We start from the raw sequence: 25984 nt of genomic DNA, 5'->3' as shown, positions 1-25984 counted from the left end.
ATAGGACCTACTCACGCTAACGAGGCAATTCCTCTGACCCAACTGAGAATTGGCTGCGTGACCAGTATTTGGTTACCTTGGTCACAGCTTATTGTACGGTCTTACTGGTGTTACGTCGTTATGTAACGAGACTATAACGATTGTCTATTTAGGCAGGATTCGGGAACTTTCTGCGACCCCGTCCCCCAAAAGGTGTGCTGCTAAACTGGCCCCTATGGCTTCTTACCTGCTGCATGGCCTCTGGCTGCCCGTCTCCGGCCTGAGTCTATGGATCGAACAGGTCGAAGGGCACAAGATCATCATGCCCTCAGCAGTGCCAGAGGGAACCTTCCCGGATGCGGTCGATAACATCCTGAGTAAGAAGACCTTCCGCAACCGAGCACGAGTGTCCCTGCGCACTCCAAAGGGCAAAGATGTCTCCCTCATGGTGCCCATGGCCATGTTCGCCCCGGATGAAGCGGTGGAGACCTTGGCCAAGCTGGAATACCTCGACACCGATAGCCAAGCGGCCACCCCGGAGCAGCGCGCGACCATCGCGCCAGATCTCCTGTGGCTCATCCGCGCCTACCGCGGCCTCTACCGTTTCGTCCGGGCCGGCCGCGTGACCATCCGCCTGTCCTACCAAGCCGGCGAGTGGTACCCGATGTGGCAACTGGCTTCGGGCTTGGGGGAGCGCAGCTGGCTGGCAGAGATGCTGGCCTCCGCGCCCGGCATCCTCTCCATTAATAACCGGGCTCTCTCTGATGATTTGGCGGATGAGCTCACACACTGGATTGCCTATACTCAGCTGCGCCCGCAGATCGATGCCCCACGCGCCGCGCCGTGGCATGACTTCGCCCAGGCGCTGTTGAGAACTTCGCCTGTGAAGAAGGGGCGCGCGCAGTTGCTGCGCGGTCTCAACGAGTGGAAAGACTCCATTACCTCTGTAGATCTTCAACTGGTCTTCCTCGTGGAGGAGCCGCCAAATGATAATGTCTCCGTCGAGGATGCAGCGTGGCCCATTCGCCTGCTGGTGCGCTCCGGCACGGATTCGCCGCTGCCGGTGCGGCAGGAGCAGTTGGATCGGGGGAGCGTCGAGAAGCTGCGCGAAGCCCGCCGCCATGCCTTCGACGTGGCACCGCGGCTGAAGTACAACTCCGCCCCGGCGAGCCGGAATGCGGGTGACTGGGACGTCTACCTGACCACGGAGCAGCTCGTGGATTTTGTCACCCACGACGCCGCCGCCCTGCGCAAAGCCGGCTTTACCGTGCTGCTGCCCAAGTCCTGGTCCCACATGGAGACCAAGGCCAAGCTGGAAACCACGGAGGTGCGCGATCCAGCCGATGCCGCCACCAAGGCGCACATCGGCATGGAAAAGCTGTTCAGCTATGACTGGAAGCTCTCGGTGGGGGATACGCAGCTTACCGACGCCGAAATGCACGAGCTCATCTCCTCCAAGTCTGGTCTCATTCGCCTGCGCGGCGAGTGGGTCATGGCGGATACCCAGGCTTTGAACAAGATCTCGCAGTACATGCGCGAGTTGGCGGACACAGCCCGCAAGCGCGCCCTGAAGGAGCTGGAGCAACTCGCCGCGACCGCGGAGATGGCCCGTCAGCTGGAACAACCCGGCTGGGAAGAGCTCGTGGCCGAGGTGGAGCGCCGTCGCAAGGAATTCAATGAGGGCGAGCAGGAAGAAGCGGTCACGCTGGCGGATCTGCGCGAGATGGCATTGAAGTCGATGGCGGAGGACCCCGTTGCCTTCACCGGCTCCGAGTGGCACACGTCGCTGCTCGGCGGGCTGGATAGCACCGCGCCCGACCGCGTGGAGATCCCCGATACGGTCCATGCCGAGCTACGCGAGTACCAGCGCCGGGGTGTGGACTGGCTGTATTGGATGTCCCGCAACAACATCGGCGCGGTGCTGGCGGATGACATGGGGTTGGGCAAGACCCTGCAGCTGCTGTCTTTGTTGGCGGTAGAAAAGGCCGCCCATGAGTCAGCTGAGGAAGCGGAGGCGTGGAAGCCCACTCTGGTGGTTGCCCCGACCTCCGTGGTGGGTAACTGGGCTAGGGAGGCCAAGCGCTTCGTACCGGATTTTAAGGTCATGGTGCAACACGGCACCGGGCGCCTGAAGGGCGAGGAGCTGGTCACGGCGGCGCAGAACGCCGATATCGTCATCACCTCATATGGCACGGTCAGCCGTGACTTCCTGACCTTGAGCAAGGTGGAGTGGGACCGCGTGGTCCTCGATGAAGCCCAAGCGATCAAGAACGCCTCCACGCGCTCCTCCAAGGCCGTGCGCGCCATCCCCTCGCGCCACCGCGTGGCGCTGACCGGCACGCCGATTGAGAACCGCCTGTCGGAAATGCGCTCCATCCTGGACTATTGCAACCCCGGGATCTTGGGCTCTGCTTCCTTCTTCCGCAACCACTTTGCCAAGGCCATCGAGCGCGAAGGCAGCGAAGTCATGGCGGAGCGCCTGCGCCTGCTCACTGGCCCATTCATCCTGCGCCGCCTTAAGACGGATCCGAATATCATCGATGACCTGCCGGAGAAGTCCGAGCAGATCATCACCGTGCGCATGACCGATGAGCAGGCCGCCCTCTACAAGGCCCTGGTCAATGACGTGGAACAGGCCCTGGCAAAGAAGAAGGAGGGCATCTCGCGCCGCGGCCTCATCTTGGCGTCACTGACCCGCATCAAGCAGATCTGCAACCACCCAGCGCACTTCTTGGCCGATGGCAGCGCTGTCACCATCAAGGGCAAGCACCGCTCCGGCAAGGTGGAAGAACTCATGCGGATCATCGACCAGGCCATCGAATCCTCGGAGCGCGTGCTGGTCTTTACCCAGTACAAGGCCTTCGGTGACGTCCTCCAGCCCTACCTGTCTGAGCAGCTGGGCTGCGAGATTCCCTTCCTCCACGGCGGGGTCAGCAAGAACCGGCGCGACCAGATGGTTGAAGAATTCCAGGCCGATAACGGCGCACCCGTCATGCTGCTCTCGCTCAAGGCAGGAGGTACCGGGCTGAACCTCACGGCGGCGTCGATAGTCGTGCACATGGACCGCTGGTGGAATCCGGCGGTGGAAAACCAGGCCACGGACCGCGCCTTCCGCATCGGCCAGCAGCGCAACGTGCAGGTCTACAAGATGATTACCGCCGGTACCTTGGAGGAATCCATCCAGGACATCCTCGACGGCAAAACGCAGCTGGCCGGTGCCGTCGTGGGCGAAGGCGAGGGCTGGCTCACCGAACTGAGCCCCGAGCAGCTGGCGGATCTCATGAGCTACAGGGAACAGGAGAAGTAAATGGCACCGAAGAGTCCTGAGGACAACAACGTCATCTACGCCAACTTCGGCACCCGCAAGCGCGTGAGCACGCCGGAGGAGGTCAACCGCGTCGACCGCGTGCGCACCATGCAGCCGGCGGCCACGCGCCTGCTCAACTTTGTCAACCAGCAAACGGATTCCGGCCGAATTCGCCGCGGGCGCCAGTACGCCACGGAGGGCCACGTCGTGGGCCTCGATGTGCGCAACGGCGCTGTGCACGGCAAAGTTGCTGGCTCCCAGAACGAGCCTTTCGCGGTGCTCATCCAAGTGCCCTACCGCAACAATGAGGACATCGGGCGGCTGTCGGAGATGTTCGCGCGCACGCCCAACTCCGTGGCGAAGGCCAGGGAGGGCATGCTTGCCGACGCCTCCCTCGACATCCTCATCGCCGAGTACCCCGACGACCTCCGTTTCTCCTGCACCTGCCCCGATCCGGAGTACGTGTGCAAGCACGTCGTGGCGGTGGCGGACCGCCTCGCGGCCCGGATGGATGCTGACCCCTCCGTGATTTTTGCCCTGCGCGGACTCGACTTCGCGCGGCTGGATCAAGCGGTCATGGAGCAGGCCAAGGCGGCCTCGGAGGATTCCTACTCCGCGAGCGGGGCTGCGGACATCTCTCAGGAGGAGCGCAATGCCTTGTTCTGGGAGGGGCGAGAACTCCCGCCCTTGCCGGAGCCGAAGACTGCTCCTGCGGTGGATGATTCCGACCCGGAATTGCTGCGCAAGGCCATGAGATCTGTCAGTCATACGAACATAGATTTGCTTCGGGCGGTCTCCGATGTCGAGGACCTTTACTATCATCTGACGCACTAGACATTGCCACCATCAGGGGAGGGGCTCACACGCCCAGCCCTGGACCACGTTGTAGGGAGTTTGCATGGCCGCGGTCACGTTCATCCACACCTCCGATTTCCAGCTGGGCATGACCCGCTGGTTTTTAAGTCCCGCGGCGCAATCGCGTTTTGATGATGACCGCGAGGCGGCGGTGTTGCGCCTGGGGGAGCTGGCCACCGAGACGGGTGCCGAGTTCATCGTCGTGGCCGGTGACGTGTTTGAACACAACTCCTTGAGCAAGTCCACGCTGCTGCGGGCGAAGGATATGTTCAAGCGCCTGCCGGTTCCGGTCTACCTGTTGCCCGGCAACCATGACCCTCTCGTGGCGGATTCCATCTTCTTCAACTCCTTTGCGGATAACGTGCACGTGATTGCTGATTCGGAGCCGATTGCGGTGCGCCCGGGCGTGGAGATCGTCGGTGCTCCTTACCTGTCCAAGCGGGCCAACTATGACCTCGTGCGCCGCGCGCTGGAGCCGCTGCCGCCTGCCGAGGAGGGTGCGGTTCGCATCGCGGTGGGCCACGGCCAGGTGGAATCCCGCGCGGGCGAAGGCGAGGACTCGGATGCGGATACGATCGACCTCGCCTTCGTGGAGGAGTGTCTGGATAAGGGGGTTATCGATTACTTGGCGCTGGGGGATACGCACTCCACTGAATCCTTGGGCCGCTCCGGCAAAGTGTGGTTCTCGGGCAGCCCAGAGACCACCGCTTTCGACGATAGGGAGCGCGATTCGGGCAACGCCTTGGTGGTGACCGTTGAGGGGGATCGGGTGGACGTCGTCAAGCACCGCGTTGGCCGTTGGGACTTCCGGGCGATTGATGCGGACATCGACTCCATGGAGGATGTCGAGGGCTTCCTGGAACAGCTGGACGCGGTGCCGGAAAAGATTCGCACTGCGGTCAAGTACAGCCTGCGCGGCACCGTGGGTTTGAGCGCGCAGGCCCGTCTGGAGCAAGGCCTGGCGGAGATGGAGGAGGTTTTTGCCTCCCTCAAACCGCGCGAGAGGACCATGGACCTGCATTTGGCGCCCTCAGAAGAGGAGCTCAGCGAACTGAGCTTGAGTGGTTATGCCGCCAATGCGCTAGCGGAGCTGCTCAAGGACTTGGACAACCCCACCGCCCGCGACGCTGCCAACCTGCTGTTCCGCCTCAGCGCGAAGGGAGCCTAAACCATGATGCAGCTGCATTCTGTTGAACTGAACAACGTCCGGGGCGTGGAGCACCTGGAGGTCAAGGACCTGCCGGAGACCGGGGTGGTGGTCATCGGTGGGCCGAACGAGGCCGGAAAGTCCACGCTGGTGGAGGCCATCGATTTCGTACTCACGGAAAAGCACACGGCTAATTCCAAGCCGGTGAGGGCGCTGCAGCCTGCCGGCCGCGATGTGGGGCCTGAGGTCACGCTGGAGGCGACCGTGGGGCCTTACCGCTTCCGCATTCGCAAGCGGTGGGTGAAGAAACGCACGTCGGAGCTGCACGTTTTCTCCCCGCGCCCGGGCCAGTGGACCGGAGCCGAGGCGGATGGGGAGCTGGATCGAATCCTCAGTGAGCACGTGGACCGCGTGCTTCTCGACGCCCTCTTCGTCCGCCAGGACGACGACCACCAAGGCATCGCCGCGGTGGGCATTCCTTCCCTGACCGCGGCGCTGGAGGAGGAGACCGGGGCGAGTGCTGCGGCGGAAGACTCCGAGCTGCTCACGCGCATCGAGGCGGAGTACAAGGAGTATTTCACCGCGAAGACAGACAAGCCGGCAGGAGACTATAAGGCTGCCATCGCCGCGCTAGCGGATGCTGAGGAGAAGCACGCTGCCGCCGAGGCAGCGCTGCGGGAGCTCGACGGCGTGGTGGAGCGCTATGAAGCCGCCGAGCTGAAGAAGGCCGAGGCTGAAGCCGCTCTGCCGGCAGCCGCGGAAGAATGCGAGCGCCGTGACGGTGAGCTGGTCGCCGCTCGGGCTGCACAGGAGAAGGTCACCGCGCAGGAGGCTGCGGTGACTCGGGCGGCGGAGGCCGTGACGCGCTCGGAGGAGGGAGCGGAGCGCCGTAAAGCTGTGGTTGCTGAGCATGCCGCAGCCGTAGAGTTAGCAGAGCGTGCCGCCGCCGCGGTTGTGGAAGCCCGCGAACGTGCTGAGGAAGAGGCCGCCGCCCGCACGAAACTAGAAAAAGAGCGCGCCGAGTTCCACAAGCGCTACGAGGCCGTGCGTGAGGAGCGCCAGCGCGCCCGCCGCGAGCAGCAGCGCGCTGAACGTGAGGCCCTGGGCACCCGACTCGAAACACTGAACAAACTGGAAGAGACTCTGGCGGCCCGCCGCCGTGAGCTGGCGGCGACTCCCGACGTACCGAACCTTCAGGCCTTGGAGGACGCGGCTCGCGAGGTCACCGTCCAGGAGCGCCTGCGGGCGGCCGCGGCGTCCAAGCTCTACTTTTCCGGCAAGGGCTCCTTTGTCGTCGATGGCGAGGAACGTGCGCTGGAGAACGGTCAAGAACTGGCAGTCGAACTGCGCGAGGGCACCACGCTGAAGGTCGGTGATATCACCGCCCGCTATGCAGCCGGCGCAGGTGATAGCGGTGAGGAAGGCGTGGAGAAGGCCCGCGCTGAGCTCGCACGCCTGCTGGAGGATGCCGGGTGCGAAGACCTTGAGTCCGCCCGCGCCACCCACGAAAAGCACGCGGAGCTGGCCTCCGCCACGGATACTGCTGCCCGCGAGCTTCATGCTGCGCTGGGCGGGGAGGACCTCGGTGAGCTGCGTGCGCGCTTTGAGGCGGGCGCGGCCGATGCTGAGGACGCCGAGGAGGCCGGCGGGACTACTGAGGACGACGCGAAGCCGCGGGAGCTGACTGTGGTGGAGCGTGAGGAAGAGGAGTTGCGCAGGAAGCTGGATGAGCTTGATCGCGCCTTAGGTCCTTACCGCGAAAACAAGGCGGGCGCGGCACTGGAGGTGGCCATGGTCCGTGCGGAGGAGGCCACCGCGCAGCGCGATGCTAAAGCCGCGGCAGTGGAGTCGGCGCGTGCCCAGTTATCGGATGACGGCGTGACCGCCGCTATCGAAGCAGCACGAACCGCGCACGCTGCTGAGAAGAAAGCGCTGGAGGAGATGTCCGCCGTCGATGTCGACACCGCGGAGCAGTTGGCGCGGGGAGCGCATACGCACGTTGATTCCCTGAAGGCAGCGGTCAATGCGGCGGTGGGGGATATGCGTGAGTTCCGCGGGCTTATCGATATGCACTCGGGCGCAGCCGAAAATGAGGAGAAATCCGCTGCCGAACTCGACGTTGCTCGTGAGCGCCACGCTGCCATCGAGCGCCGCGCGGAGGCCGCGCGCTACCTGCGTTCGCTCATTCTGCGCCATCGCGACGCCGCCCGTCAGCGGTATGCCGCGCCTTTCGTCACTGCGCTCAACGGACTAGCCCGCACCGTGTTCGGCGGTGACGTGGACTTCGAGCTTTCCGAAGAGCTCAAGGTGCAGGCGCGCAGCCGCAACGGCGAAACCGTGGCCTTCGACGCGCTCTCCGGGGGCGCGAAGGAGCAGTTGAGCATCCTGACGCGCTTTGCCATCGCCCAGCTGGTGTCCAGTGAACCGGTGCCCGTCGTGATCGATGACGCGCTGGGCTCCACCGACTCGCAGCGCCTCCAGCTCATGGCTGCGCTGTTTACTAAGGCAGGGAAGACAACACAGGTCATCGTGCTCACCTGTATGCCGCAGCGCTATTCCTGGGTACCGGGGCGCATAGACCTTGACATGGAGAGGCTTAGGAATGCTTAAGAGCCGGAGTGTAGGGTAAGTGCCATGACAGCGGATATTCGATGGCTCACCGGCAGCGAGCAGGAGTTGTGGCGCCAACTCCTGGCCAGCATTCGCAAGATTAATCGCGGCATGGAGGAAACTCTCTTGGCCTGCAGTGATATCTCGGCGGCCGAGTATTCGGTGCTTGTTTCGCTTTCGGAGGCACCCGAGCACACCCTGCGCCTGCGCGAGCTGTGCACAGAATTGGAGTGGGACCGCTCGCGCGCTTCCCACCAGATCACCCGCATGGAAAAGCGTGGGCTCGTACGTAAAGAAAAGTGCGCAGGCGATGCCCGCGGCGTGGAGGTCGTCATGACGCGGGCCGGCCGAGAGCGCCTTGAGGCGGCGGTACCGGAGCATGTTGAGTCCGTGCGCCGCATGGTCTTTGACCATCTGGATCCCGCCGATGTTCCGGCGCTTCTGCGCTTCTGTGAAGGCGTGCTCTCGGAGAAAAACCTTCCGGGCTATGACGGCTTCGTGCCGGACGAGCGCCTGGGCACTCGTGACCACTAGCTGTGCCCATCGGGGTACAGTGGGCCCCGTCCGTTTACGCACCAGGAGGTGACCTGTCCACATCATGATGGGACAAGAACTGTTCGAGCATCCGCAGCGCCAATACACCACGTACGGCATCACGCCGCTGAAGGAACTAAGCGCTCAGGTAGGCCCCGCCGAGGACTTGGAAGAGCTCAGCGAGGAGCAAACCGCCGCACTCGAGCACGCCCTCGAACAGCACCCAGACGGGGCTCTGACCTTCGATGATGCCTCCCAGTTGTGGATTATCGGCACGGAGGATGACATCGAGCGCATGTTGCAGGATCGTGAGGACTTCGTCGAAGCGCTCAACAACAATGAGGACCCTGGGGTCTAGCCCACAGTCGGTGTCATACTAAAGGCGGATAGCGGCCGAAATATCTGCGTTTAACTACGGTCAGCTCTGCATAAACTGCTAAGATACTCTGTGTTAATGGGCGAGCATCCCACATGCCACCACGAGACGGTTTCCGCGAAAACTTCTCAGGCACAGGGAGCTAAGTGAAAGGACTAAACATGATCGTCGAGCGCGATTTGGCTCAGGAGCAGCGCGAAGCAGCTGCCCGTGACAAGGCTGATGGCTGGGTTTCCGTCTTCGTTGAGTGGATTCCCTCCATGCTTCTTTCCGTGGTGATGCTGGGCGCTTTGATGCTCGGCATGTACTACGTCGAGCACGGCACCCTGGACATCCCCCAGCCGATCGTCAACCAGCACATCACCCAGTAGCCTGGTTCGCCCCCTCGCTACCGTCCAGCGGGGAGAATAGCTTGACTTGAGCCCCAGCAGAATTTCCTGCTGGGGCTTCGTCCTTCTCACCTGCCGCAACACTCAACCTGTTCCTTTGCGCCGAAAGCCATTGCGGTTCGGGAAGGGCTTCATGCATGCGTAGAACCATGCCCAGGCCGCCGCGCAGCTGCCCTCGTTGACAAAACTATCGCTCCCGCCTCAAGATCTCGCTTGATCTTTGGCAACTAGGGCAGTGTCGAGCCTGAGAGTTAGTTTCCGAGCCATCACTTCTTCGCCCTTCGCGCTCACCGCGAGCCTTAAACAGCCGCCGCCCGCGGCTTCGGTGAGCGCGAAGGGCGAAGCCATCCGATAGCCTGAACTCCATGGACTCTCGCATCTACGTTCGCTATCTCAACGGACCGCTCTTGTGGTCCGGAATCGTCGTTGGCCTTGCCGTCGTGGCCGCAGTGGTACCCGCAATGATCGATTCCACGTGGGCAGCCATCCTTTTTGGCGCCTTGGTCATCGCTACAACCGTGGCCTGCATCATGATGCGGGTGAAGATCGTCGTGAATGACGATGACGTTGTGGTTTCCATCCTGGGTATCTTCACGAAGAGAATTGCACTCAGCGATATCACTGGTGCCCGCGTCGGGCCTGAGACTGGGCTCAAGGAAGGCGCGGGCCCGCGTGTTGTCGACGGCGCTCCGGCCTACATCGTCTCTGGGCCGACCGTGCGCATCGAGCAGGGCAGTAGCTCTCTTATCGCCTCTGCGAAGAATCCTGAGGAAGTGGTCGCGGATATTGAGGCGCGCTTGCGCTAGTTCCATATCCCCAGACCTCGATCCCGAAACCTCCAAGTGAGTGGCTTGGTGCCGCTGAGCGCTGGGCGACGCCCACCTGCAGGTTGTGGGTTTCAGGTCTGGGGGAATGCAGAATGGCAGAGTGCGAAAGGCTTTCCCGCACTCGTGGCATTATTGAAAATACGGGCCGGGGCGCAGCCTGAGTGGAGAGATTTAGGCATGAAAAAGTGCCCCTGACAGGGATCGAACCTGCGACCTTCGGTACCGGAAACCGATGCTCTAATCCGCTGAGCTACAAGGGCATTGCTGGCGAAATGCCAACGATGCGATTCTAGCCTATAAAGACTGAAGCGCAGTAATTGGCCTCACGCCGATGGGGGTGTGGTGGGAGGAGCGAGCGGTTAGGATCGCCGCTCGCTCGTCTCCCGCAGCCTGTGCGACTAAGCGGGCTGCTCCTGTGCCTGGGGCTGGTCAAAGAAGCCCGGCGCATCCGCGGTGTGGACCTCACCGGTGCGCAGGTAATCAACCACGATCTGGTCGACGGCCTTGTTGCCCATCGCGAAGTGGCCGTGACCCGGGCCGTGGACGGTCACCACGCGGGACTGCATCGGATCCGAGAGACCGCGGTAGAAAGCGTACGGGGTCTGCGGGTCACCGGTGGCCTGCAGCTGCAGCGGCTTGGTCTGCAGGTTCTGGCCGGAGACGGCAATCGGGGTGTTGACCGGTGCGCGGCCACCGCAACCCGCGCCGGAGGCGTACATCGAGTTGAACAGAGTGAAGGGGTCAATCGTGACGAAGTTCGACCAGAGGAACGCCGGAATGAGGGTGGGATCCGTCGGCGCGGTGTTCTCATTGCACATGATGATGTTCTGCATGCTCACGGCATTGAGAACGTCCTGCTGAGCCTGCTGCGGATCCTGCTGAGGCTGCTGTGCTGCCTGCTCCTCAAAGTTAATTGGCTCGATGCCGCCGATGTGCTTGGCCAGCGTGTCCCAGGCCTCCGGGCGGGGGAGCAGCTCACGGGTTGCGGACAGCGTCGGCGAGGAGGCTTGGACAGCTTGCGGGTTGCGTACCTTGCCGGCGAGGTGCTCCGCCTGCACGCGCAGCTCACCGGTAGCAGTCATGATATTGGCACCTGGCTGGCCGGCGAACTCCAGCCCCGGCGGGAGGTCACCAATCTGGGCGTTTGGTGGAAGCACAGTCGGGCGCACGCCTGCCTCGGCGGCAACAATCTGGGACCAGCGCTCGTAGGCCTTCAGCGGGGTCTTTCCGGCGTGGTAGGTGGCGTCATTCTTGGCCACGTACGCAAAGAAGTCATGTAGCGCATTCTCGTAGCCTGCCTGCTGGGAAGCGAAGATCTGGTTCCATGCCATGTTCGGGTTCATGCCAGAGTCGAGCACGACCTTGTCGGTGTGCTGTGGGTAGAGCGTGGCGTAGGTGGAGCCCAGGAAGGTGCCGTAGGAGAGACCGGCGATGTTGATTTTCTCCTCGCCGAGTGCCTGGCGGACAACCTCCCAGTCCTTGGCGGTGTTTTCCGTCGTCAGGGAGTCGGTGTAGCCAGGGGTGTTCTTCTCGCAGTCATTGCGGGTAATCGCGCCGATCTGCGTCATCTCCGCAAGGGGATTGGCGCCCAGCTCACTGGCCGTGCAGTTCACCTCTCCCGACTCGCGCAGGCCACGCGGCTGCACACCGATGATGTCGTAGCTCTGTTTGACTTCCTCCGGCCACGCGGCGAAGCTCACCCAGCTATACGCGTCACCGCCCGGGCCACCCGGGTTGGTAAACAGGGTGCCCTGTCGGTTTCCGGTGGCCTTGAGGCGGATGAGGCCGACGTCGATGGTGCCTTTCTCCGGGGCATCGTGATAGGTCGGAACGGTCACGTGCCCGCATTCAGCGCGCTCTTCGGTGACCCCTTCCGGGCACGGGCCCCAGTTGATGGTGGGTTGATCGGCGTGAGCAACAGCGGGCGCGGCAACCAGGCCGGCAGCAACAGCTACGGGCCCCAGCACCGAGCCTAAAACGCGAGAAAGACGCATAGAATAAGGCTCCTCAAATCGTTAATAAGTACGTGCCTTATCCTATGCGCCGGGGGTGATGTGAGCCGAGTGTTCGGAAGGGGCGGGTGCCCCCGAACGTCACACTACTTAACAATCACCACAATAAGATCGCGCGGGCCGTGGACACCCTCCACGCGGGAGAGCTCGATATCCGAGGTAGCGGAAGGGCCAGAGATCCACGTTGCCGGGCGCTCCGGGTTCATACGGGAAACCATCTCCGGGACACCGTAGACGATCTGGTCCTTGCGCACGATACACACGTGACGGTCCGGCACCAGGGTCAGCGCGCGACGGCCACAGGTCTCATTGGACTCAAGCACAATGGTGCCGGTCTGCGCGGAGGTGACGTGGGATTCGGTCACCACGGCATCGACAGCGTCGAGCTCGCGCGGGTCCTTGGCGTTGTCGTCTGGGGTGGTGGTGCCTTCGGAGCCGTCGAGAAGCCCAGCGTCCATGCCGGGTGCGTAGACGACGTTCGAGCAACCGCGCTCTTTAAGGATGTCCACGAGGGTGGAGTTCAACCCAGACTCATCGGTGACGTGCACATCAGCCTTGTAGTCTTCGAGGCGGTCCACCAGCATCTCACGCAGCTCATCCTCGTTGAGCGTGCCTTCCTTCTGGTACTCGCGCGGAATGTCTACGTGGTCCGGCAGGCCGGCCTGCTTCTGGGCGGCGGAAATGCGGTTGAGGATTTCCTCTTTGGCGGTGGTCACTTGATGCCCTCCTTCTTGGCTTGGGCGAGGAGTTCTTGAGCTTCGTCAGTGTCGAACCATTGGCGGAAGGACTTCTTCGGCGGAACGGCGGTGTCGCGTACGTCGGACCACCCAGACATGAACAGCGGCAGCTTGTCGATGACTCCGTTGAAACCGCCGAGGACACGGCCGAGCGCCACCATGTGGGTGATCTGGTTCCAGATCTTCGGGTTCTTCCACACCAGCTCAACTACCTGGAAGAGTTTCTCTTCGACCGGCGGGGTGGCGTGGGTGACCTTCTGGTAGCGGTTTTCCAGAATGACCTGGGAGAGCGGGATGCGCACCGGGCATACCTCGTCGCAACGGCCGCACAGGGAGCAGGCATAGGGCAAGCTTGCCGACGGATCGTTGTGGTCCTTCATGCCAGTCAGCTGCGGCGTCAGGGAGATACCAATCGGGCCCGGGTAAACGGAGCCATAAGCGTGGCCGCCGGCGCGCTCGTAGACCGGGCAGACGTTCAGGCAGGCAGAACAGCGGATGCACTTGAGTGCCTCGTGGCCCTTGGGGGAGGACAGAGCAGCGGTGCGGCCGTTATCCAGCAGCACGATGTGGAAGTTCTGCGGGCCGTCACCTTCGGTCACACCAGACCACATGGAGGTGTACGGGTTCATGCGCTCTGCAGTGGAGGAGCGCGGCAGCAGCTGCAGGAAGACCTCGAGGTCCTGGAAGGTCGGGACAAGCTTCTCAATACCCATCACGGTAATGAGGGTCTCCGGCAGGGTCAGGCACATGCGGCCATTGCCCTCGGACTCCACGATGTTGATGGTGCCGGTTTCTGCCACACCGAAGTTAGCGCCGGAGATGGCGACCTTGGCCTTCATGAACTGCTCGCGCAGGAACTGGCGGGATGCCTCAGCCAGTTCCGCCGGCTCGGCCTTGAGGGAGTCATCGGTATTCGGCATCTTGTTGACAAAGATGTCGCGAATCTCCGCGCGGTTGCGGTGGATAGCCGGGACCAGAATGTGGGAAGGCTTGTCCTCACCCAGCTGGACGATGAGCTCCGCCAGGTCAGTTTCCTGGGCGTGGATGCCGGCCTCTTCCAGGTGCTCGTTGAGCGCGATTTCCTGGGTGGCCATGGACTTGATCTTGACCACCTCGGTCTCACCGGTCTCGCGGATAAGACCCTCGATGATCTCGTTGGCTTCCTTGGCGTCGCGTGCCCAGTGGACGATGCCTCCGCGCTTGGTCACCTGCTCTTCGAATTGGAGCAGCAGTTCGCCCATGCGCACGGCGACGTCATCCTTGAGTGCCGAGCCGGCGTCGCGAAGCTGCTCCCAGTCCGGTGTTTCATCCACGGCGTGCTGGCGCTTGTCACGAATCGTGGTGGTGGCGTGGTGCAGGTTGCGGCGCTGGGTGGCGTTGTTGAGGCCCACGTGAGCCAGCGGCACGAAGGCCTTCGAGCCGCGCAGGTTGCCGTAGCCTTCAGGAGCGCGCGGAGGAGTGGTGTCGAGGAAGGAAGTCATTAGAGCATCTTCTCCTTGGAGTAGGCCGCAGAGGTAGGAGTCCACGGGTGTTCCTTGGTGGAGGCGAGGATTTCCGCCAAGTGGATAGCGCGAACACCGGAGCGCTGGCGGGCCAGGGCACCACCGATGTTCATCAGGCAGGAGGAGTCACCGCCGGTGACGTATTCGGCCTCGGTTTCGCGGATGTGGCGGGTTTTGTCACCCACCATCGCGGCAGAAACCTCGGCGTTCTTGAGCGCGAAGGTGCCGCCGAAGCCACAGCACTCTTCAGCATTAGGCAGCGGGGCGAGGTCGATTCCTTCGACCTCCTTAAGAAGCTGGTAGGGGCGGTCACCCAGTTTGAGGAAACGTAGGCCGTGGCAGGAGGGGTGGTAGGTCACGCGGTGAGGGAAGAAGGCGCCGACGTTGGTGACACCGGCGACGTCGACAAGAAACTCCGGCAAGTCCAGGGTCTTGCCGGCTGCCTTCTTGGCGCCGTCCACATCAGCGGAGGTGCCGAAGCGGTCCGCGATCATCTCGTGCTGCTCGCGCACGGCGCCCACGCAGGAGCCGGAGGCAGAAACCACGTAATCAATGGAGGGATCCGCGAAGGCGTCCGCATAGGTGCGGATCATGCCCAAGGTCTGCTCCTGGTAGCCGGTGTTGATGTGCATCTGGCCGCAACAAGTCTGTTCCTCGGGGAAGACGACGTCGTAGCCCAGGCGGGAGAGGATCAGGGCCGTGGCCTTGTGGGCATCGGGGAAAAGTGAGTCACCGATGCAGGTGGAAAACAATGCTATTCGCATTTGTGAGCGCTCCTTAATCTGCCTCCATGTGGCTTGTCCCGTGCTGTGCACAGCGGAGTTGTGCTCGGATGCGCGCTACCAGGACAGCCGCACTGGGCATTTTTCGAGTGTGTACCTTTGAGCCTACCGCCCAAAACTCACATTATCGACACGGGATTACCCCTCCTACCTGGCTTTTTATCGCAACACTAATGTTGTGAAATTCCTAACGTGCGGTGATGGTCGCAGCGGTCGCGGCCGATATGAGGCAACCCCCAGACTGGGCGATGAAGACGCCCGAATCTGGGGGTAGTTAGTGGTGTAGAACTGTGTGGCTAAACCTTTTTAGGGGACCAAGAAGCCCAGCACGTTGGTCATGAGGAAGACGATGACGCACACGACGGCGAGGAAGGCGACGGAGTAGCCCACGACCGCCTTGAAGATGCGGGATTCCTCGCCCTCCATCTGCACGGCGGTGGCGGCGATGGCCAGTGACTGCGGGGAGATCATCTTGCCCACAACGCCACCGGAGGTATTGGCGGCCAGCATGAGGTCCGGATTGACGCCGATGCGCTCGGCGGCGGTGACCTGCAGGTTGGCAAAGAGTGCGTTGGCGGAGGTATCCGAGCCGGTGACGGCGGTGCCGATCCAGCCCAGGACGGGGGAGAAGAGCGCGAAGATGCCGCCGACAGAAGCCACGAACTGGCCGATGGAGATGGTTTGGCCGGAGTAGTTCATGGTGTAGGCCAGTGCGAGGACCAGGATGATGGTCAGCGCGGAGAACTTCATGCGGGAGACAACCTCGCCGAACTTGGTCAGCGGCGCGGAGGCGTCCAGCTTGTAGCGGCCGTTCTCGTTGAAGGTCATGTAGATAAGGGCCACGATGATGCCGGAAATCAGCAGTAGGGTTCCCGGGTTGCCCAGCACGTTGAACGTGAAGGCGGTGTCCATGGCGTGGCCTTCGGCGTCGAAGACGGTGCCGTCGAGAAGCGGCCAGGCAACGTTGACCTGGAGGAAGCCGAAGATGGCCGGCCATGCGGTGGCGATGGCGAAGACAGCGGTGACCACGGCATAGGGCAGCAGGGCCATCCAAATGCGGCTGCCGTTGAGATCCGTGACCTCCTCCTGGGCGGGCAGCTCCATGCGCTCGCGCAGGCTGTCGACACCCTTGGGCTTCCACACACGCAGGAAGATGAAGCCCGCGCCGAGGGAGACGATGCAGGCCACGACGTTGGTGAGCTGGTAGGCGAAGAAGGTAGCCGCGGCCCACTGGGCAATGGCGAAGGAGATGCCGATGACGGCCGCGGCGGGGCCGGCCTCCTTAACACCGCGCATGCCGTCAAGGATAAAGAGGATGAAGAAAGGCACGACGGCGGCAATGAGCAGGACCTGGAGGGAAATCAACGCGGCGATGTCAGCGGTCTGCTCGGCGGTGCGCCCGCCGACCGAGCCCGCGGTGGTGACTGGGATGCCCACCGCGCCGAAGGCCACGGGCGCGGTGTTGGCAATGAGCACCGTGGTGGCCGCCTTGAGCGGCTTAACACCCAAGGCCAGGATCATGGTGGCCGTAATTGCTACCGGAGCGCCGAAGCCGGCGAGCGCCTCCAAGAGGCCACCGAAGCAGAAAGCGATGAGGATGGCCTGGATGCGAATATCGCCATCGCCCAAGAGATCAAAGGTCTTGCGCAGGTCATTGAAGCGGCCAGAGGCCACGGTGACCTCGTAGAACCAGATGGCGGTGATGATCACCCAGACGATGGGGAAGAGGCCGAAGAGTCCACCGCGCACCGCGGAGGACAAAGCCATGCCGGTTGGCATGCCCATGCCAAAAATGGCGATGAGAACCGCCACTACGAGCGCGACCGCACCCGAGGTGTGAGCGCGGGCCTTGAGCCCTAGGAGCATGATAAAGAACGCGATGAGCGGCAGCGTCGACACCAGCGCGGTGAGCCCGACGTTGCCAGCAATGGCGTCGGTGGTGATATTGAAGGTTGACATAAAGCTCAATTCCAGTTGGCTCCCGTCGGCGTCCCCGTGGAGGTCCCCAAGATGCGGCACCGCATGTTTCGGCCGAGCGAGAGGGCGAAAGGTTGGATCGATTCAGATAACGCCTTTTAGGGTAGAACTTGGTGCTTCGCTGTGCCGCATTGTTCACCTGATGGGGGTGGGTGACCTTGCTAACCTCTGCGACCTGATAGCGCCTCCCAGCGGCGGAGACGATAGACTTTGGCCCTATGAATCCTGAAGATCTTTCCGTCCTGATCAAGAACACTGCCGCTGCCGTGCTCACCGAGCATGAACTGGACGCCTCCGTCCTGCCGGAGACCGTCACCGTGGAGCGCCCGCGCAACCCGGAGCACGGCGATTACGCCACCAACCTGGCACTCCAGGTAGCCAAGAAGGCTGGTGCCCAGCCCCGCGAGCTGGCGCAGTGGTTGGCGGATGCCCTCGCCGGCAACGACGCCATTGATGAGGCCTCCATCGCAGGCCCGGGATTCCTTAACATTCGCCTCGCTGCCGCAGCGCAGGGCGCCATCGTGGCCCAGGTGCTCAATGCCGGCGCAGACTTCGGCAGCAACACCACCTACCAGGGCAAGAAGATTAACCTGGAGTTCGTCTCCGCGAACCCGACTGGCCCGATCCACCTGGGCGGAACCCGCTGGGCTGCCGTGGGCGATTCGCTGGGCCGCGTGCTCGAAGCCTCCGGCGCGGAGGTGACCCGCGAGTACTACTTCAACGATCACGGCGGACAGATCGACCGCTTCGCTCGCTCCCTCGTGGCTGCCGCCAAGGGCGAGCCGACCCCGGAGGACGGTTACGGCGGCGATTACATCAAGGAGATCGCTCAGGGTGTGCTGGAGCAGAACCCGGGCGCCCTCGACGGCAGTGATGCCGAGGTCCAGGAAGCCTTCCGCTCCGCGGGCGTGGAGATGATGTTCGCCCAGATTAAGGAGTCCCTCCACGAGTTCGGCGTGGACTACGATGTCTACTTCCACGAGAACTCCCTCTTCGAGTCCGGTGCCGTGGAGAAGTCCATCCAAAAGCTCAAGGACAACGGCAAGCTCTACGAAGCTGAGGGCGCATGGTGGCTGAAGTCCACCGAGTACGGCGATGACAAGGACCGCGTGGTCATCAAGTCCGACGGCAACGCCGCCTACATCGCCGGCGATATCGCCTACGTGGCTGATAAGTTTGACCGCGGCCACGACCTGGCCATCTACATGCTGGGCGCAGACCATCACGGCTACATCGCTCGCTTGCGCGCTTCCGCCCAGGCTTTGGGCTATGACCCGGAGGCCGTCGAGGTCCTCATCGGCCAGATGGTCAACCTGGTCCGCGATGGCCAGGCGGTCAAGATGTCCAAGCGTGCCGGCACCGTCATCACTCTTGATGACCTCGTCGAGGCCATCGGCGTCGACGGCGCGCGCTACTCCCTGGTGCGCTCCTCCGTGGATTCCAGCCTGGACATTGACCTGGGCCTGTGGGCTTCCCAGTCGGCGGATAACCCGGTCTACTACGTGCAATACGGCCACGCCCGCATCTGCTCCATCCTGCGCAAGGCAGAAGAGCTGGGCTTCGATACTGCCGCGCTTGCCGACGCCCCCCTCGACCTCCTCACCCACGATAAGGAAGGCGACCTCATTCGCACCCTGGGCGAGTTCCCGGAGGTTGTGGCCACCGCCGCCACGCTGCGCGAACCGCACCGCATCGCGCGCTATGCCGAGGAGCTTGCCGCCGTGTTCCACCGCTTCTATGACCAGTGCCAGGTGTTGCCGAAGGCTGGTGAAGAGACCGAGTCGATTCACTCCGCACGCCTCGCCCTGGCCAGCGCCACCCGCCAGGTCATGGCCAATGCCTTGACCATGGTCGGGGTCAGCGCACCGGAGAAGATGTAAGACAAGGTATCGATGACTGATTTCAATTCTCTTCCGGCCCACGTGTGGCCGCGCAACGCTGCTCGTGATTCCGATGGTGTGGTCTCTATCGGCGGCGTTTCCCTGACCGACCTTGCCGAAGAATACGGCACCCCGCTCTATGTCTTTGATGAGCAGGATTTCCGCTCGCGCTGCCGGGACATGGCCCAGGCCTTCGGCGGTCCTGACCACGTGCACTATGCCTCCAAGGCTTTCATCACCAAGCGCATCGTGCGCTGGGTAGATGAGGAGGGCCTGTGCCTTGACGTGGCCTCCCTCAACGAGGCCAAGCTGGCGCTCGCTGCGGACTTCCCACCGGAGCGCATGACCGCGCATGGCAATAACAAGGAAGACGAGTACCTCGAGCTGTGCGTTAACGAGCGGATTGGCCATGTGGTGCTGGATAACGCGGAGGAGCTCTCGCGCCTCAACAGCATTGCTGCGGCCGCCGGCCGCGTGCAGCCGGTGATGATTCGCGTGAAGCCTGGCGTGGATGCCCATACGCACGAATTCATCGCCACGGCTCACGAGGACCAAAAGTTCGGCATCTCCCTGTCCACCGGCGCTGCCTTCGAGGTGGCTCGCACGGTGCTGGAATCCGCGAACCTTAAGCTCGTGGGATTGCACTGCCACGTGGGCTCCTCGGTGTTTAATGCCGATGGTTTCAAGCTGGCAGCCGAGCGCGTGCTGAGCCTGTACAAGCGCATTCACTCCGAGCTCGGCGTTGCCCTCGAGGAGTTGGACTTGGGCGGCGGCTTCGGCATTCCCTACATGGAATACGAGGAAGCCCTCGACGTCGCCACGCTGGCCAAGGACCTGCTCGACGCCGTGGAGCGCACCGCTACTGAGCTCGGCATCAAGCCGCCTTTCGTGTTGGTGGAGCCCGGCCGCTCGCTGGTGGGGGCCTCCGCGGTCACCGTCTACCGCGTGGGCACGGTCAAGGATGTGGAGACCGGCAAGGCGGATCTGCCGATGCGCCGCTACCTCTCCGTGGACGGTGGCATGTCCGATAACATCCGGCCGGCGCTCTATGGCTCGGAGTACGACGTGCGCGTGGTCAACCGCCGCACCCAGGGCGAGCCCGTAGATTCGCGCATCGTGGGCTTCCACTGCGAGTCCGGTGACATTCTGGTCAACGAGCGCCGTTTCCCCTCGGATATCACTACCGGTGATCTCCTCGCTTTCGCCACCACCGGCGCCTACCAGTACATGATGGCCTCGCGCTATAACGGCGCTTTGCGCCCGGCGGTAGTTTCCGTGCGTGACGGCAAAGCCTCGCTCATGCTGCGCCGGGAAACGGTGGAGGACTTGCTGGCGTTGGACGTCGACTAGCGCGGCGTTGCCACAGCTCACCGCATTTTATTCACAAAGACATGGCCGGTCGCACGTTGTGCCGGCCATTTTGTATAGAAATAGACAGCTCGTTCTGTATAGTGATGGGCTAGCACGTAAGAATTTTTCGCAATTTCAACAAGGGGACACCATGACGACGACGAACCGTAGCAAGAAGCCCGAAGGCGAACCCGTAGGAATCGCGCTGCTTGGATTTGGCACCGTGGGCGCCGAGGTTTTCCGCCTCGTGCAGGAGAACGCTGACGCTTTTGCGCACCGCATCGGCGGCCCCGTGGAGATCCGCGGCGTCGCCGTGCACAACAAGAACAAGCTGCGCCCAGGCGTGCCAGAGGAGCTGCTGACCGACGACGCCAAGGCGCTTGTCCTGCGCGATGATATCGACCTCGTCGTCGAGGTCATCGGCGGCATTGATTTCCCACGCGAGCTCGTTCTCGCAGCCCTCAATGCCGGCAAGTCCGTGGTCACCGCCAACAAGGCACTTGTTGCCGCACACGCGGATGAGCTCGCTGAGGCCGCCGACCGCGCCGACGTTGACCTGTACTTCGAGGCCGCCGTGGCCGCTGCCATCCCGGTGGTGGGCATGCTGCGCCGCTCCCTGGCCGGTGACAAGATCCAGCGCATCTCCGGAATCGTCAACGGCACCACCAACTTCATCCTGGACGCGATGGAGTCCACCGGTGCCTCCTATGAGGATGCGCTGGCTGAGGCTACCCGCCTGGGCTATGCCGAGGCCGATCCCACCGCTGACGTGGAGGGCCACGACGCTGCCTCCAAGGCTGCCATCCTGGCGTCCTTGGGCTTCTATACCCGCCTGACCTTCGACGATGTCTACTGCGAGGGTATTTCCAAGATCACCGCCGATGACATCACGGCTGCCAACCAGGCTGGCTACTCCATCAAGCTGCTGGCCATCTGTGAGCGCCTCGTCGATGAGGAGACCGGTGCTGAATCCGTCAACGCCCGCGTGCACCCGACCTTGGTTCCGAAGGAGCACCCGCTGGCTTCGGTCAGCCAGTCCTACAACGCCATCTTCGTTGAGGCAGAGGCCGCTGGCTCTCTGATGTTCTACGGCAACGGCGCCGGCGGTAACCCGACGGCATCTGCTGTGTTGGGTGATGTCATCGGTGCGGCACGCAACATTGTCCACGGCGGCCGTGCGCCAGGGGAGAACACCTACGCCAACCTACCTATTGCGGAGTTCGGAGAAGTGGAAACTCGTTATCACGTCGACATGGAAGTTGAAGACCGCACCGGCGTGCTTTCCGCCATCTCCGGTGTCTTTGCCCGCCACGGGGTCTCCCTGCGCACGGTGCGCCAGGAAGACGGCGATGCCACTGCTCGCCTCATCGTGGTCACCCACGCTGCGAAGGAAGCGGTGCTCGAGGATATCGTCGCGGCCCTCGGCGAGCTCGATGAGGTCAAGGCCGTCCACTCCGTCATCCGCCTGGGCGTCTAAGGGGCTTAAGTACAACAATGAGTATCGATATCGAAGTAGGCACCAAGGTCACCGTCCAGGTTCCGGCCTCCTCGGCCAACCTGGGCCCGGGCTATGACACCCTCGGCATCGCGCTGAGCCTCTACGACACCGTGGAGGTAGAGGTCACCCGCTCCGGCTTGGAGGTAGAGATCTTCGGCGAGGGCGCCGATGAGCTGCCTCGCGACGGCTCCCACTTGGTGGTCAAGGCCATCCGTTCCGCGCTCAAGGCTGCTGACGTCGAAGTCTCCGGCCTGCGCGTGGTGTGCACGAATAACATTCCGCAGTCCCGCGGTTTGGGTTCCTCGGCCTCGGCCGCGGTAGCCGGTGTGGCCGCGGGCAATGGCCTGGCTGGCTTCCCGCTCTCCGAGGAGCAGGTCGTTCAGCTGTCTTCAGCCTTCGAAGGCCACCCGGATAACGCCGCGGCCTCCGTGTTAGGAAACGCCGTGGTCTCGTGGACCACCGTGCCTGTCGACGGCCGCTCGCTTCCGGAGTACCGCGCCGCCACTTTGGACGTGCACCCGACTATCAAGGCCACGGCCTTGGTCCCGGACTTCCATGCATCAACCCAGGCGGTGCGCCGCGTGCTGCCTTCCCACGTGACGCACGCCGATGCCGCCTTCAACGTCTCCCGCACTGCGGTGAACGTGGCGGCGCTGACCGCTTACCCGGACCTGCTGTGGGAGGGCACCCGCGACCGCCTGCACCAGCCCTATCGCGCTGATGTCCTGCCGGTCACCGCGGAGTGGGTGAACCGCTTGCGCAACCGCGGCTACGCCGCCTACCTGTCGGGCGCGGGCCCCACCGTCATGGTCCTGCACACCGAGCCCATCGAAGAAGCGATCCTCGACGATGCCCGCGAGCAGAACCTGCGCGTACTGGAGCTGGAGGTCGCCGGGCCGGTCTCCGTCGAGCGCGGTTAGGCTAGCTAGCTTCATTTTCCACGTTGATTCGGCACACGCCGTTTCCGGACTTTGGGATCAGTTTCAGGCTTAACCTCCCACCGGAATCGGCGGCCGCCTGCTCCAAGTAGCCATCGTGGATGGCACAGACAAAGGGGGAGGGCTCCACACCGGCGCTGACAAATGGGCAGGCGTGCAGCTCCACATCGGTGCGGCCCTCCTGGTCGAATTGCTCGGCTGAGGTTACTGGGTCAAAGCCCATTTCGCGCATCATCCGATGAAGCGAACCGAGCGCCTCAGCACCATGGCTGCTGGCAGCGGTCTTCGCCCACTCGCGGCCAAGCTCCCGCGCCTGCTCTGAGGCATAATCATTGAGCTGCTCCTTAGCCGCCAGGGCTTTAATCAACACACTGATCAGCGTGACGTACTCCTCCGCGACCGAACGGTTGTCCGGCACCCGCACTTGGAAGATCAGGGAGGGGCGCCCGCGCCCCTGCGCTGGGGCGGTGACTACTCGCACCGCGCCAGCGTTGACGAGTTCATCCAGATGCCCGCGCGCGGTGTTAACGTGCATGCCCATTTTCTTAGCAACTTCTGCGGCCCGTGCTCCTTGCGGGAACTTCTGCAAAACCGAGAGGACTTCGCGCTGCTTGGGGGAGAGCTTCATCGTGTCGGGAAAGAGCTCGGTCGATGAGCGAGGACTTTGTGTAGAAAATGTGGACATGGACTGTAGCTCCTTGATTAACGCTACGAGGATCCTACATCCAGACCGCTGTTTTTCTACTATTGCGGTCAGTACATATACCGAGATCTCCCTCACGACATGGGTAAATACACTGGATTAAGTACGGGTGTAGACCGTGAGGGCGCTGGCGTCGAGGGCCACGGGCACCACCTGGCCGGGAGCGTTTCTACGCGCTGGCTGGCCCACCGTGACCCGTTGGCCGTCAATATCAACGAGGGTAGTGCTTCCCAAATCAGCCACAATGGTGGCACTCAAACTGGTGGCGCCCTGCGCGCCAATGGGGTCGAAGCACAGCGCGGTTTGAGGGAAGGCCGCCCAGTGTTCGCCGTTGCGGTCTGGAGCAAACGTGTCTCCTCTGAAGGAACCGCGCAGTACATTAACGCCCGCTAGTTCTGCCATGAAGCGGGTGGTAGGTTGCTCCAGTAGTCGGTCTGCAGGGCCCTGGGAGACAATGTCGCCAGCTTCCATTACAGCGATATCGTCTGCCAGAGTTTCGAGGTCCACACGGCTGTGGGTGACAATGACCGTGGTGCGATCAGCGGCTGAGATACGCAGAAGGTGGCGCCACCGGGCGGCGGATTCGACGTCCATAGCGGCAAAGGGCTCGTCCACAATCAATACCTCTGGACGAGCGGCAAGCGCGCGCAGGAGGGCGACCTGCGCGGCTTGCCCGCCGGAAAGCTCGGAGACATGCCCGAGCTTCTGCAATCCGGCTGCGCTCAGAAGCTCCTGGGTGCGTCGTGCGTCCTTGGTCACCATGGTCAACGCTTGAGCCACGGTGGCAGTGGGTGGTAGCCCGGGGTCTTGGGAGAGCATGACCACGCGCTCGGCGTTAGTCTGGGCTCCTTGCAAGCGCCCGCTAATAAAGCGCATCAGCGTGGTCTTGCCGGCGCCGTTGGGGCCAACCACCGCGGTTACGCGCCCGCCACGGAAAGTTGTGGTGGTGTTGTCGACCGTTACGGAAAGCTCGTGGGGTGGCGCCAGCGGGGCAGTCGCCGCGCGGAGTGCATCTGGGTCCATCGGTTTCAAAGCGCGTACAGCCTGCTCGCGGCGGCGCCGCAGTAGCAGAGGCATTCCGGCTGCGGTGAGGGTGAGGATGGCTATCCCGATTAACACGGCCGACAGAGCATAGGCATTGTCCGCGCTGACCTCACGCTCAAGATAGATACCGCTCGGCATGGTTCGGGTAGAACCGGGCAGGGAACCGGCGAAGGTGATCGTCGTTCCGAATTCGCCCAGTGAGCGTGCGAAAGCGAGCGCTCCGCCCGTGAACACGGCAGGAAGGATAGTCGGGAGGATGATGCGCCAAAGGATGGTCCCTGCGCTCAGGCCGATGCCCCGCGCGCTAGCCACGACCTCAGGATCGAGCTGCCGCAGTGCGGAGTCCACCGCCACAACTACGAAGGGGAGGGTGACAAATAGATGAGCGGCCACGACGCCGGGGAAGGCAAAAGATATGTGCAGCCCTGCTTGCTCCAATGCTGGGCCAAGCAGACCGCGGCGCCCGAGCAGCGCGGTAAGGGCCAAGCCGCCAACCACGGGAGGCATGGCCAAAGGGAGGTAGACCACCAGCCGCACAAGGTGAGACACGCGGCGTAGCTGCTGGAGCCACAGAGCCAGACAGGTGCCCAGCAACGTGGACAACAAGGTAGACAACGCCGCCGCGGAAAGGCTGACGCGGAGAAGGTCATGGGTCGCCGGAGCGCTCAGCGTGTCGGCGAGCTTCGGCCAGGGCACTCGTACCCCGAGGGCGAGCACCGGGGCAAGGATGTAGACCGCAGCGAGCACGCCGGCGGCGATGACCGGCCGCGTTGTCCGCGGGCGCTGTTCGCGCAATATCACTCGTGACACTTAGTCCACCGGGGTAAATCCGAATTTTTCCCAGGTGCTGTCAAAATCCGAATCGAGGAGGTTGAGGACATCCTGGGTTTCATCGTGTCGGGGCGAATCAGACACGACCGCGCCCATGATCTCGTTACGGAAGTCTTCCGCGCGGTCAAGCGGAATGGCCTCGACATCCTCGCTAGCGGCAGCATCGGTGGAATAGACCCACCCGGCGTCCGCCTCGCCGGAGGCGACCTTACCTAGGACGTCAGCTACCTGGCCTTCAAGGGAGGAGGCCTGCAGATCCCAGTTGTTGGCCTCCATGATGCGCGTGGAAATCGCACCGCAGGGCACGCTCGGATCGCAGAGGACCAAGCGCGCGGAGGAATCCAAGTCCGCCGCGGAGCGCAGTCCTAAGGGATTGCCTTTCGGCACGACCATGACCATAACGTTGCTAGCGAGGGCTACAGGAGTGTCCACGCTGCCTTGCGCAGTCGCATTCTCCATGGTCTCGCGAGAGGCAGTAAGGAGCAGATCTGCGGGCGCTCCTTCATTGATCTGCTGAACGAGCGCGGAAGAGCCGCCATTGTTGAAGGCCAGCGGAGTTTCAGAAGCACTGGAGAGGTCGTCGTTGAGCACGCGCGTGGAGGACGCTGCAAAGACCTGCAACGGCTCGTCGGAGCTCGAGGTGCAGCCGGCCACTGTCAGCGCGGCGGCGAGAACAGAGACAGCAATTTTCAAGCGGCGCATGGTC

Annotated in this window: 20 protein-coding genes and 1 tRNA gene; 12 read left to right on the top strand and 9 right to left on the bottom strand. The window is 62.9% G+C overall.

The features are described from left to right. The first annotated feature begins 214 nt into the window (after positions 1 to 214). From HMPREF2565_RS09115 to HMPREF2565_RS09080, 8 genes are all read left to right on the top strand, one after another. A complete protein-coding gene (locus HMPREF2565_RS09115) occupies positions 215 to 3286 on the top strand; it encodes a DEAD/DEAH box helicase (RefSeq protein WP_071407193.1) in 3072 nt (1023 codons plus the stop codon). Then, positions 3287 to 4120, top strand: a complete 834-nt coding sequence (locus HMPREF2565_RS09110) for an SWIM zinc finger family protein (protein ID WP_071407192.1) — start codon at positions 3287 to 3289, stop codon at positions 4118 to 4120. Positions 4121 to 4184: 64 nt separating this feature from the next. Then, complete coding sequence (locus HMPREF2565_RS09105) at positions 4185 to 5309, top strand: metallophosphoesterase family protein (RefSeq protein WP_071407191.1); 1125 nt, start codon at positions 4185 to 4187, stop codon at positions 5307 to 5309. Positions 5310 to 5312: 3 nt separating this feature from the next. Then, positions 5313 to 7898, top strand: coding sequence for an AAA family ATPase (locus HMPREF2565_RS09100; protein ID WP_071407190.1), 2586 nt, complete (start codon positions 5313 to 5315; stop codon positions 7896 to 7898). A 24-nt stretch (positions 7899 to 7922) separates the two neighbouring features. Further along, entirely contained in the window at positions 7923 to 8432 is a 510-nt protein-coding gene (locus HMPREF2565_RS09095; protein WP_046648908.1) for a MarR family winged helix-turn-helix transcriptional regulator, read from the top strand. A 64-nt stretch (positions 8433 to 8496) separates the two neighbouring features. Further along, positions 8497 to 8790: a molecular chaperone GrpE gene (locus HMPREF2565_RS09090; protein WP_071407189.1), complete on the top strand. Its 294-nt coding sequence runs from the start codon at positions 8497 to 8499 to the stop codon at positions 8788 to 8790. 164 nt (positions 8791 to 8954) lie between these two features. Beyond that, entirely contained in the window at positions 8955 to 9179 is a 225-nt protein-coding gene (locus tag HMPREF2565_RS09085) for a hypothetical protein (protein WP_246819134.1), read from the top strand. Between the two features lie 383 nt (positions 9180 to 9562). Then, on the top strand, positions 9563 to 10003 hold the full coding sequence (locus tag HMPREF2565_RS09080; protein ID WP_070511533.1) for a hypothetical protein: 441 nt from the start codon (positions 9563 to 9565) through the stop codon (positions 10001 to 10003). A 207-nt stretch (positions 10004 to 10210) separates the two neighbouring features. Here HMPREF2565_RS09080 and HMPREF2565_RS09075 read toward each other — a convergent pair. The 6 genes from HMPREF2565_RS09075 to HMPREF2565_RS09050 all read right to left on the bottom strand — a co-directional run bounded on the left by HMPREF2565_RS09075 (position 10211) and on the right by HMPREF2565_RS09050 (position 17016). After that, positions 10211 to 10284 (bottom strand) — tRNA-Arg (locus tag HMPREF2565_RS09075). 138 nt (positions 10285 to 10422) lie between these two features. Beyond that, positions 10423 to 12018: an alpha/beta fold hydrolase gene (locus HMPREF2565_RS09070; RefSeq protein ID WP_070511535.1), complete on the bottom strand. Its 1596-nt coding sequence runs from the start codon at positions 12016 to 12018 to the stop codon at positions 10423 to 10425. 104 nt (positions 12019 to 12122) lie between these two features. After that, positions 12123 to 12752 (bottom strand): LutC/YkgG family protein, encoded by a 630-nt coding sequence (locus tag HMPREF2565_RS09065; protein WP_071407187.1) that lies wholly within the window; start codon positions 12750 to 12752, stop codon positions 12123 to 12125. After that, positions 12749 to 14254, bottom strand: coding sequence for a LutB/LldF family L-lactate oxidation iron-sulfur protein (locus tag HMPREF2565_RS09060; RefSeq protein ID WP_070511539.1), 1506 nt, complete (start codon positions 14252 to 14254; stop codon positions 12749 to 12751). Before HMPREF2565_RS09060 ends, HMPREF2565_RS09065 begins: the two co-directional genes overlap by 4 nt. After that, complete coding sequence (locus tag HMPREF2565_RS09055; protein ID WP_010187137.1) at positions 14254 to 15039, bottom strand: (Fe-S)-binding protein; 786 nt, start codon at positions 15037 to 15039, stop codon at positions 14254 to 14256. Before HMPREF2565_RS09055 ends, HMPREF2565_RS09060 begins: the two co-directional genes overlap by 1 nt. 324 nt (positions 15040 to 15363) lie before the next feature. After that, positions 15364 to 17016 (bottom strand): L-lactate permease, encoded by a 1653-nt coding sequence (locus HMPREF2565_RS09050; RefSeq protein WP_049155101.1) that lies wholly within the window; start codon positions 17014 to 17016, stop codon positions 15364 to 15366. A 236-nt stretch (positions 17017 to 17252) separates the two neighbouring features. Here HMPREF2565_RS09050 and argS point away from each other — a divergent pair, with 236 nt between their 5' ends. The 4 genes from argS to thrB all read left to right on the top strand — a co-directional run bounded on the left by argS (position 17253) and on the right by thrB (position 22682). Continuing rightward, the gene (gene argS / locus HMPREF2565_RS09045; protein ID WP_070511541.1) at positions 17253 to 18914 is read left to right on the top strand and encodes an arginine--tRNA ligase; all 1662 of its coding nucleotides are present in this window, start codon (positions 17253 to 17255) and stop codon (positions 18912 to 18914) included. Between the two features lie 12 nt (positions 18915 to 18926). Continuing rightward, the gene (gene lysA / locus HMPREF2565_RS09040; RefSeq protein ID WP_070511543.1) at positions 18927 to 20264 is read left to right on the top strand and encodes a diaminopimelate decarboxylase; all 1338 of its coding nucleotides are present in this window, start codon (positions 18927 to 18929) and stop codon (positions 20262 to 20264) included. Between the two features lie 151 nt (positions 20265 to 20415). Beyond that, the gene (locus HMPREF2565_RS09035; RefSeq protein WP_071407186.1) at positions 20416 to 21741 is read left to right on the top strand and encodes a homoserine dehydrogenase; all 1326 of its coding nucleotides are present in this window, start codon (positions 20416 to 20418) and stop codon (positions 21739 to 21741) included. Positions 21742 to 21758: 17 nt separating this feature from the next. Then, positions 21759 to 22682 carry a homoserine kinase gene (gene thrB, locus HMPREF2565_RS09030; protein ID WP_070511549.1) on the top strand — a complete coding sequence of 308 codons (924 nt, stop codon included), beginning with the start codon at positions 21759 to 21761 and terminating at the stop codon, positions 22680 to 22682. Between the two features lies 1 nt (position 22683). On the opposite strand, the gene HMPREF2565_RS09025 is transcribed toward thrB, so the two are convergent. The 3 genes from HMPREF2565_RS09025 to HMPREF2565_RS09015 form a co-directional block, all read right to left on the bottom strand. Beyond that, the gene (locus HMPREF2565_RS09025) at positions 22684 to 23385 is read right to left on the bottom strand and encodes a helix-turn-helix transcriptional regulator (protein ID WP_070511551.1); all 702 of its coding nucleotides are present in this window, start codon (positions 23383 to 23385) and stop codon (positions 22684 to 22686) included. Positions 23386 to 23502: 117 nt separating this feature from the next. Continuing rightward, complete coding sequence (locus HMPREF2565_RS09020) at positions 23503 to 25248, bottom strand: ATP-binding cassette domain-containing protein (protein ID WP_232751643.1); 1746 nt, start codon at positions 25246 to 25248, stop codon at positions 23503 to 23505. 9 nt (positions 25249 to 25257) lie between these two features. Beyond that, positions 25258 to 25980: a molybdate ABC transporter substrate-binding protein gene (locus HMPREF2565_RS09015; RefSeq protein WP_070754407.1), complete on the bottom strand. Its 723-nt coding sequence runs from the start codon at positions 25978 to 25980 to the stop codon at positions 25258 to 25260. Between the last annotated feature and the right edge of the window lie 4 nt (positions 25981 to 25984).

This window comes from Corynebacterium sp. HMSC072A04 (genome assembly GCF_001809235.1).
GTDB classification, from domain to species: domain Bacteria; phylum Actinomycetota; class Actinomycetes; order Mycobacteriales; family Mycobacteriaceae; genus Corynebacterium; species Corynebacterium hiratae.
Note: the sequence above shows the minus strand (reverse complement) of the source record. Positions and strands in the feature narration are given on the sequence as shown.

Excerpts from the sequence above, each read along its gene's own strand:
- HMPREF2565_RS09115 (WP_071407193.1), top strand. The coding sequence starts at position 215 with ATGGCTTCTTACCTGCTGCATGGCCTCTGGCTGCCCGTCTCCGGCCTG.
- HMPREF2565_RS09050 (WP_049155101.1), bottom strand. The coding sequence starts at position 17,016 with ATGTCAACCTTCAATATCACCACCGACGCCATTGCTGGCAACGTCGGG.
- HMPREF2565_RS09090 (WP_071407189.1), top strand. The coding sequence starts at position 8,497 with ATGATGGGACAAGAACTGTTCGAGCATCCGCAGCGCCAATACACCACG.
- argS (WP_070511541.1), top strand. The coding sequence starts at position 17,253 with ATGAATCCTGAAGATCTTTCCGTCCTGATCAAGAACACTGCCGCTGCC.
- HMPREF2565_RS09105 (WP_071407191.1), top strand. The coding sequence starts at position 4,185 with ATGGCCGCGGTCACGTTCATCCACACCTCCGATTTCCAGCTGGGCATG.
- HMPREF2565_RS09100 (WP_071407190.1), top strand. The coding sequence starts at position 5,313 with ATGATGCAGCTGCATTCTGTTGAACTGAACAACGTCCGGGGCGTGGAG.
- HMPREF2565_RS09025 (WP_070511551.1), bottom strand. The coding sequence starts at position 23,385 with ATGTCCACATTTTCTACACAAAGTCCTCGCTCATCGACCGAGCTCTTT.
- thrB (WP_070511549.1), top strand. The coding sequence starts at position 21,759 with ATGAGTATCGATATCGAAGTAGGCACCAAGGTCACCGTCCAGGTTCCG.
- HMPREF2565_RS09035 (WP_071407186.1), top strand. The coding sequence starts at position 20,416 with ATGACGACGACGAACCGTAGCAAGAAGCCCGAAGGCGAACCCGTAGGA.
- HMPREF2565_RS09070 (WP_070511535.1), bottom strand. The coding sequence starts at position 12,018 with ATGCGTCTTTCTCGCGTTTTAGGCTCGGTGCTGGGGCCCGTAGCTGTT.
- HMPREF2565_RS09055 (WP_010187137.1), bottom strand. The coding sequence starts at position 15,039 with ATGCGAATAGCATTGTTTTCCACCTGCATCGGTGACTCACTTTTCCCC.
- HMPREF2565_RS09095 (WP_046648908.1), top strand. The coding sequence starts at position 7,923 with ATGACAGCGGATATTCGATGGCTCACCGGCAGCGAGCAGGAGTTGTGG.
- HMPREF2565_RS09110 (WP_071407192.1), top strand. The coding sequence starts at position 3,287 with ATGGCACCGAAGAGTCCTGAGGACAACAACGTCATCTACGCCAACTTC.
- lysA (WP_070511543.1), top strand. The coding sequence starts at position 18,927 with ATGACTGATTTCAATTCTCTTCCGGCCCACGTGTGGCCGCGCAACGCT.
- HMPREF2565_RS09060 (WP_070511539.1), bottom strand. The coding sequence starts at position 14,254 with ATGACTTCCTTCCTCGACACCACTCCTCCGCGCGCTCCTGAAGGCTAC.
- HMPREF2565_RS09015 (WP_070754407.1), bottom strand. The coding sequence starts at position 25,980 with ATGCGCCGCTTGAAAATTGCTGTCTCTGTTCTCGCCGCCGCGCTGACA.
- HMPREF2565_RS09080 (WP_070511533.1), top strand. The coding sequence starts at position 9,563 with ATGGACTCTCGCATCTACGTTCGCTATCTCAACGGACCGCTCTTGTGG.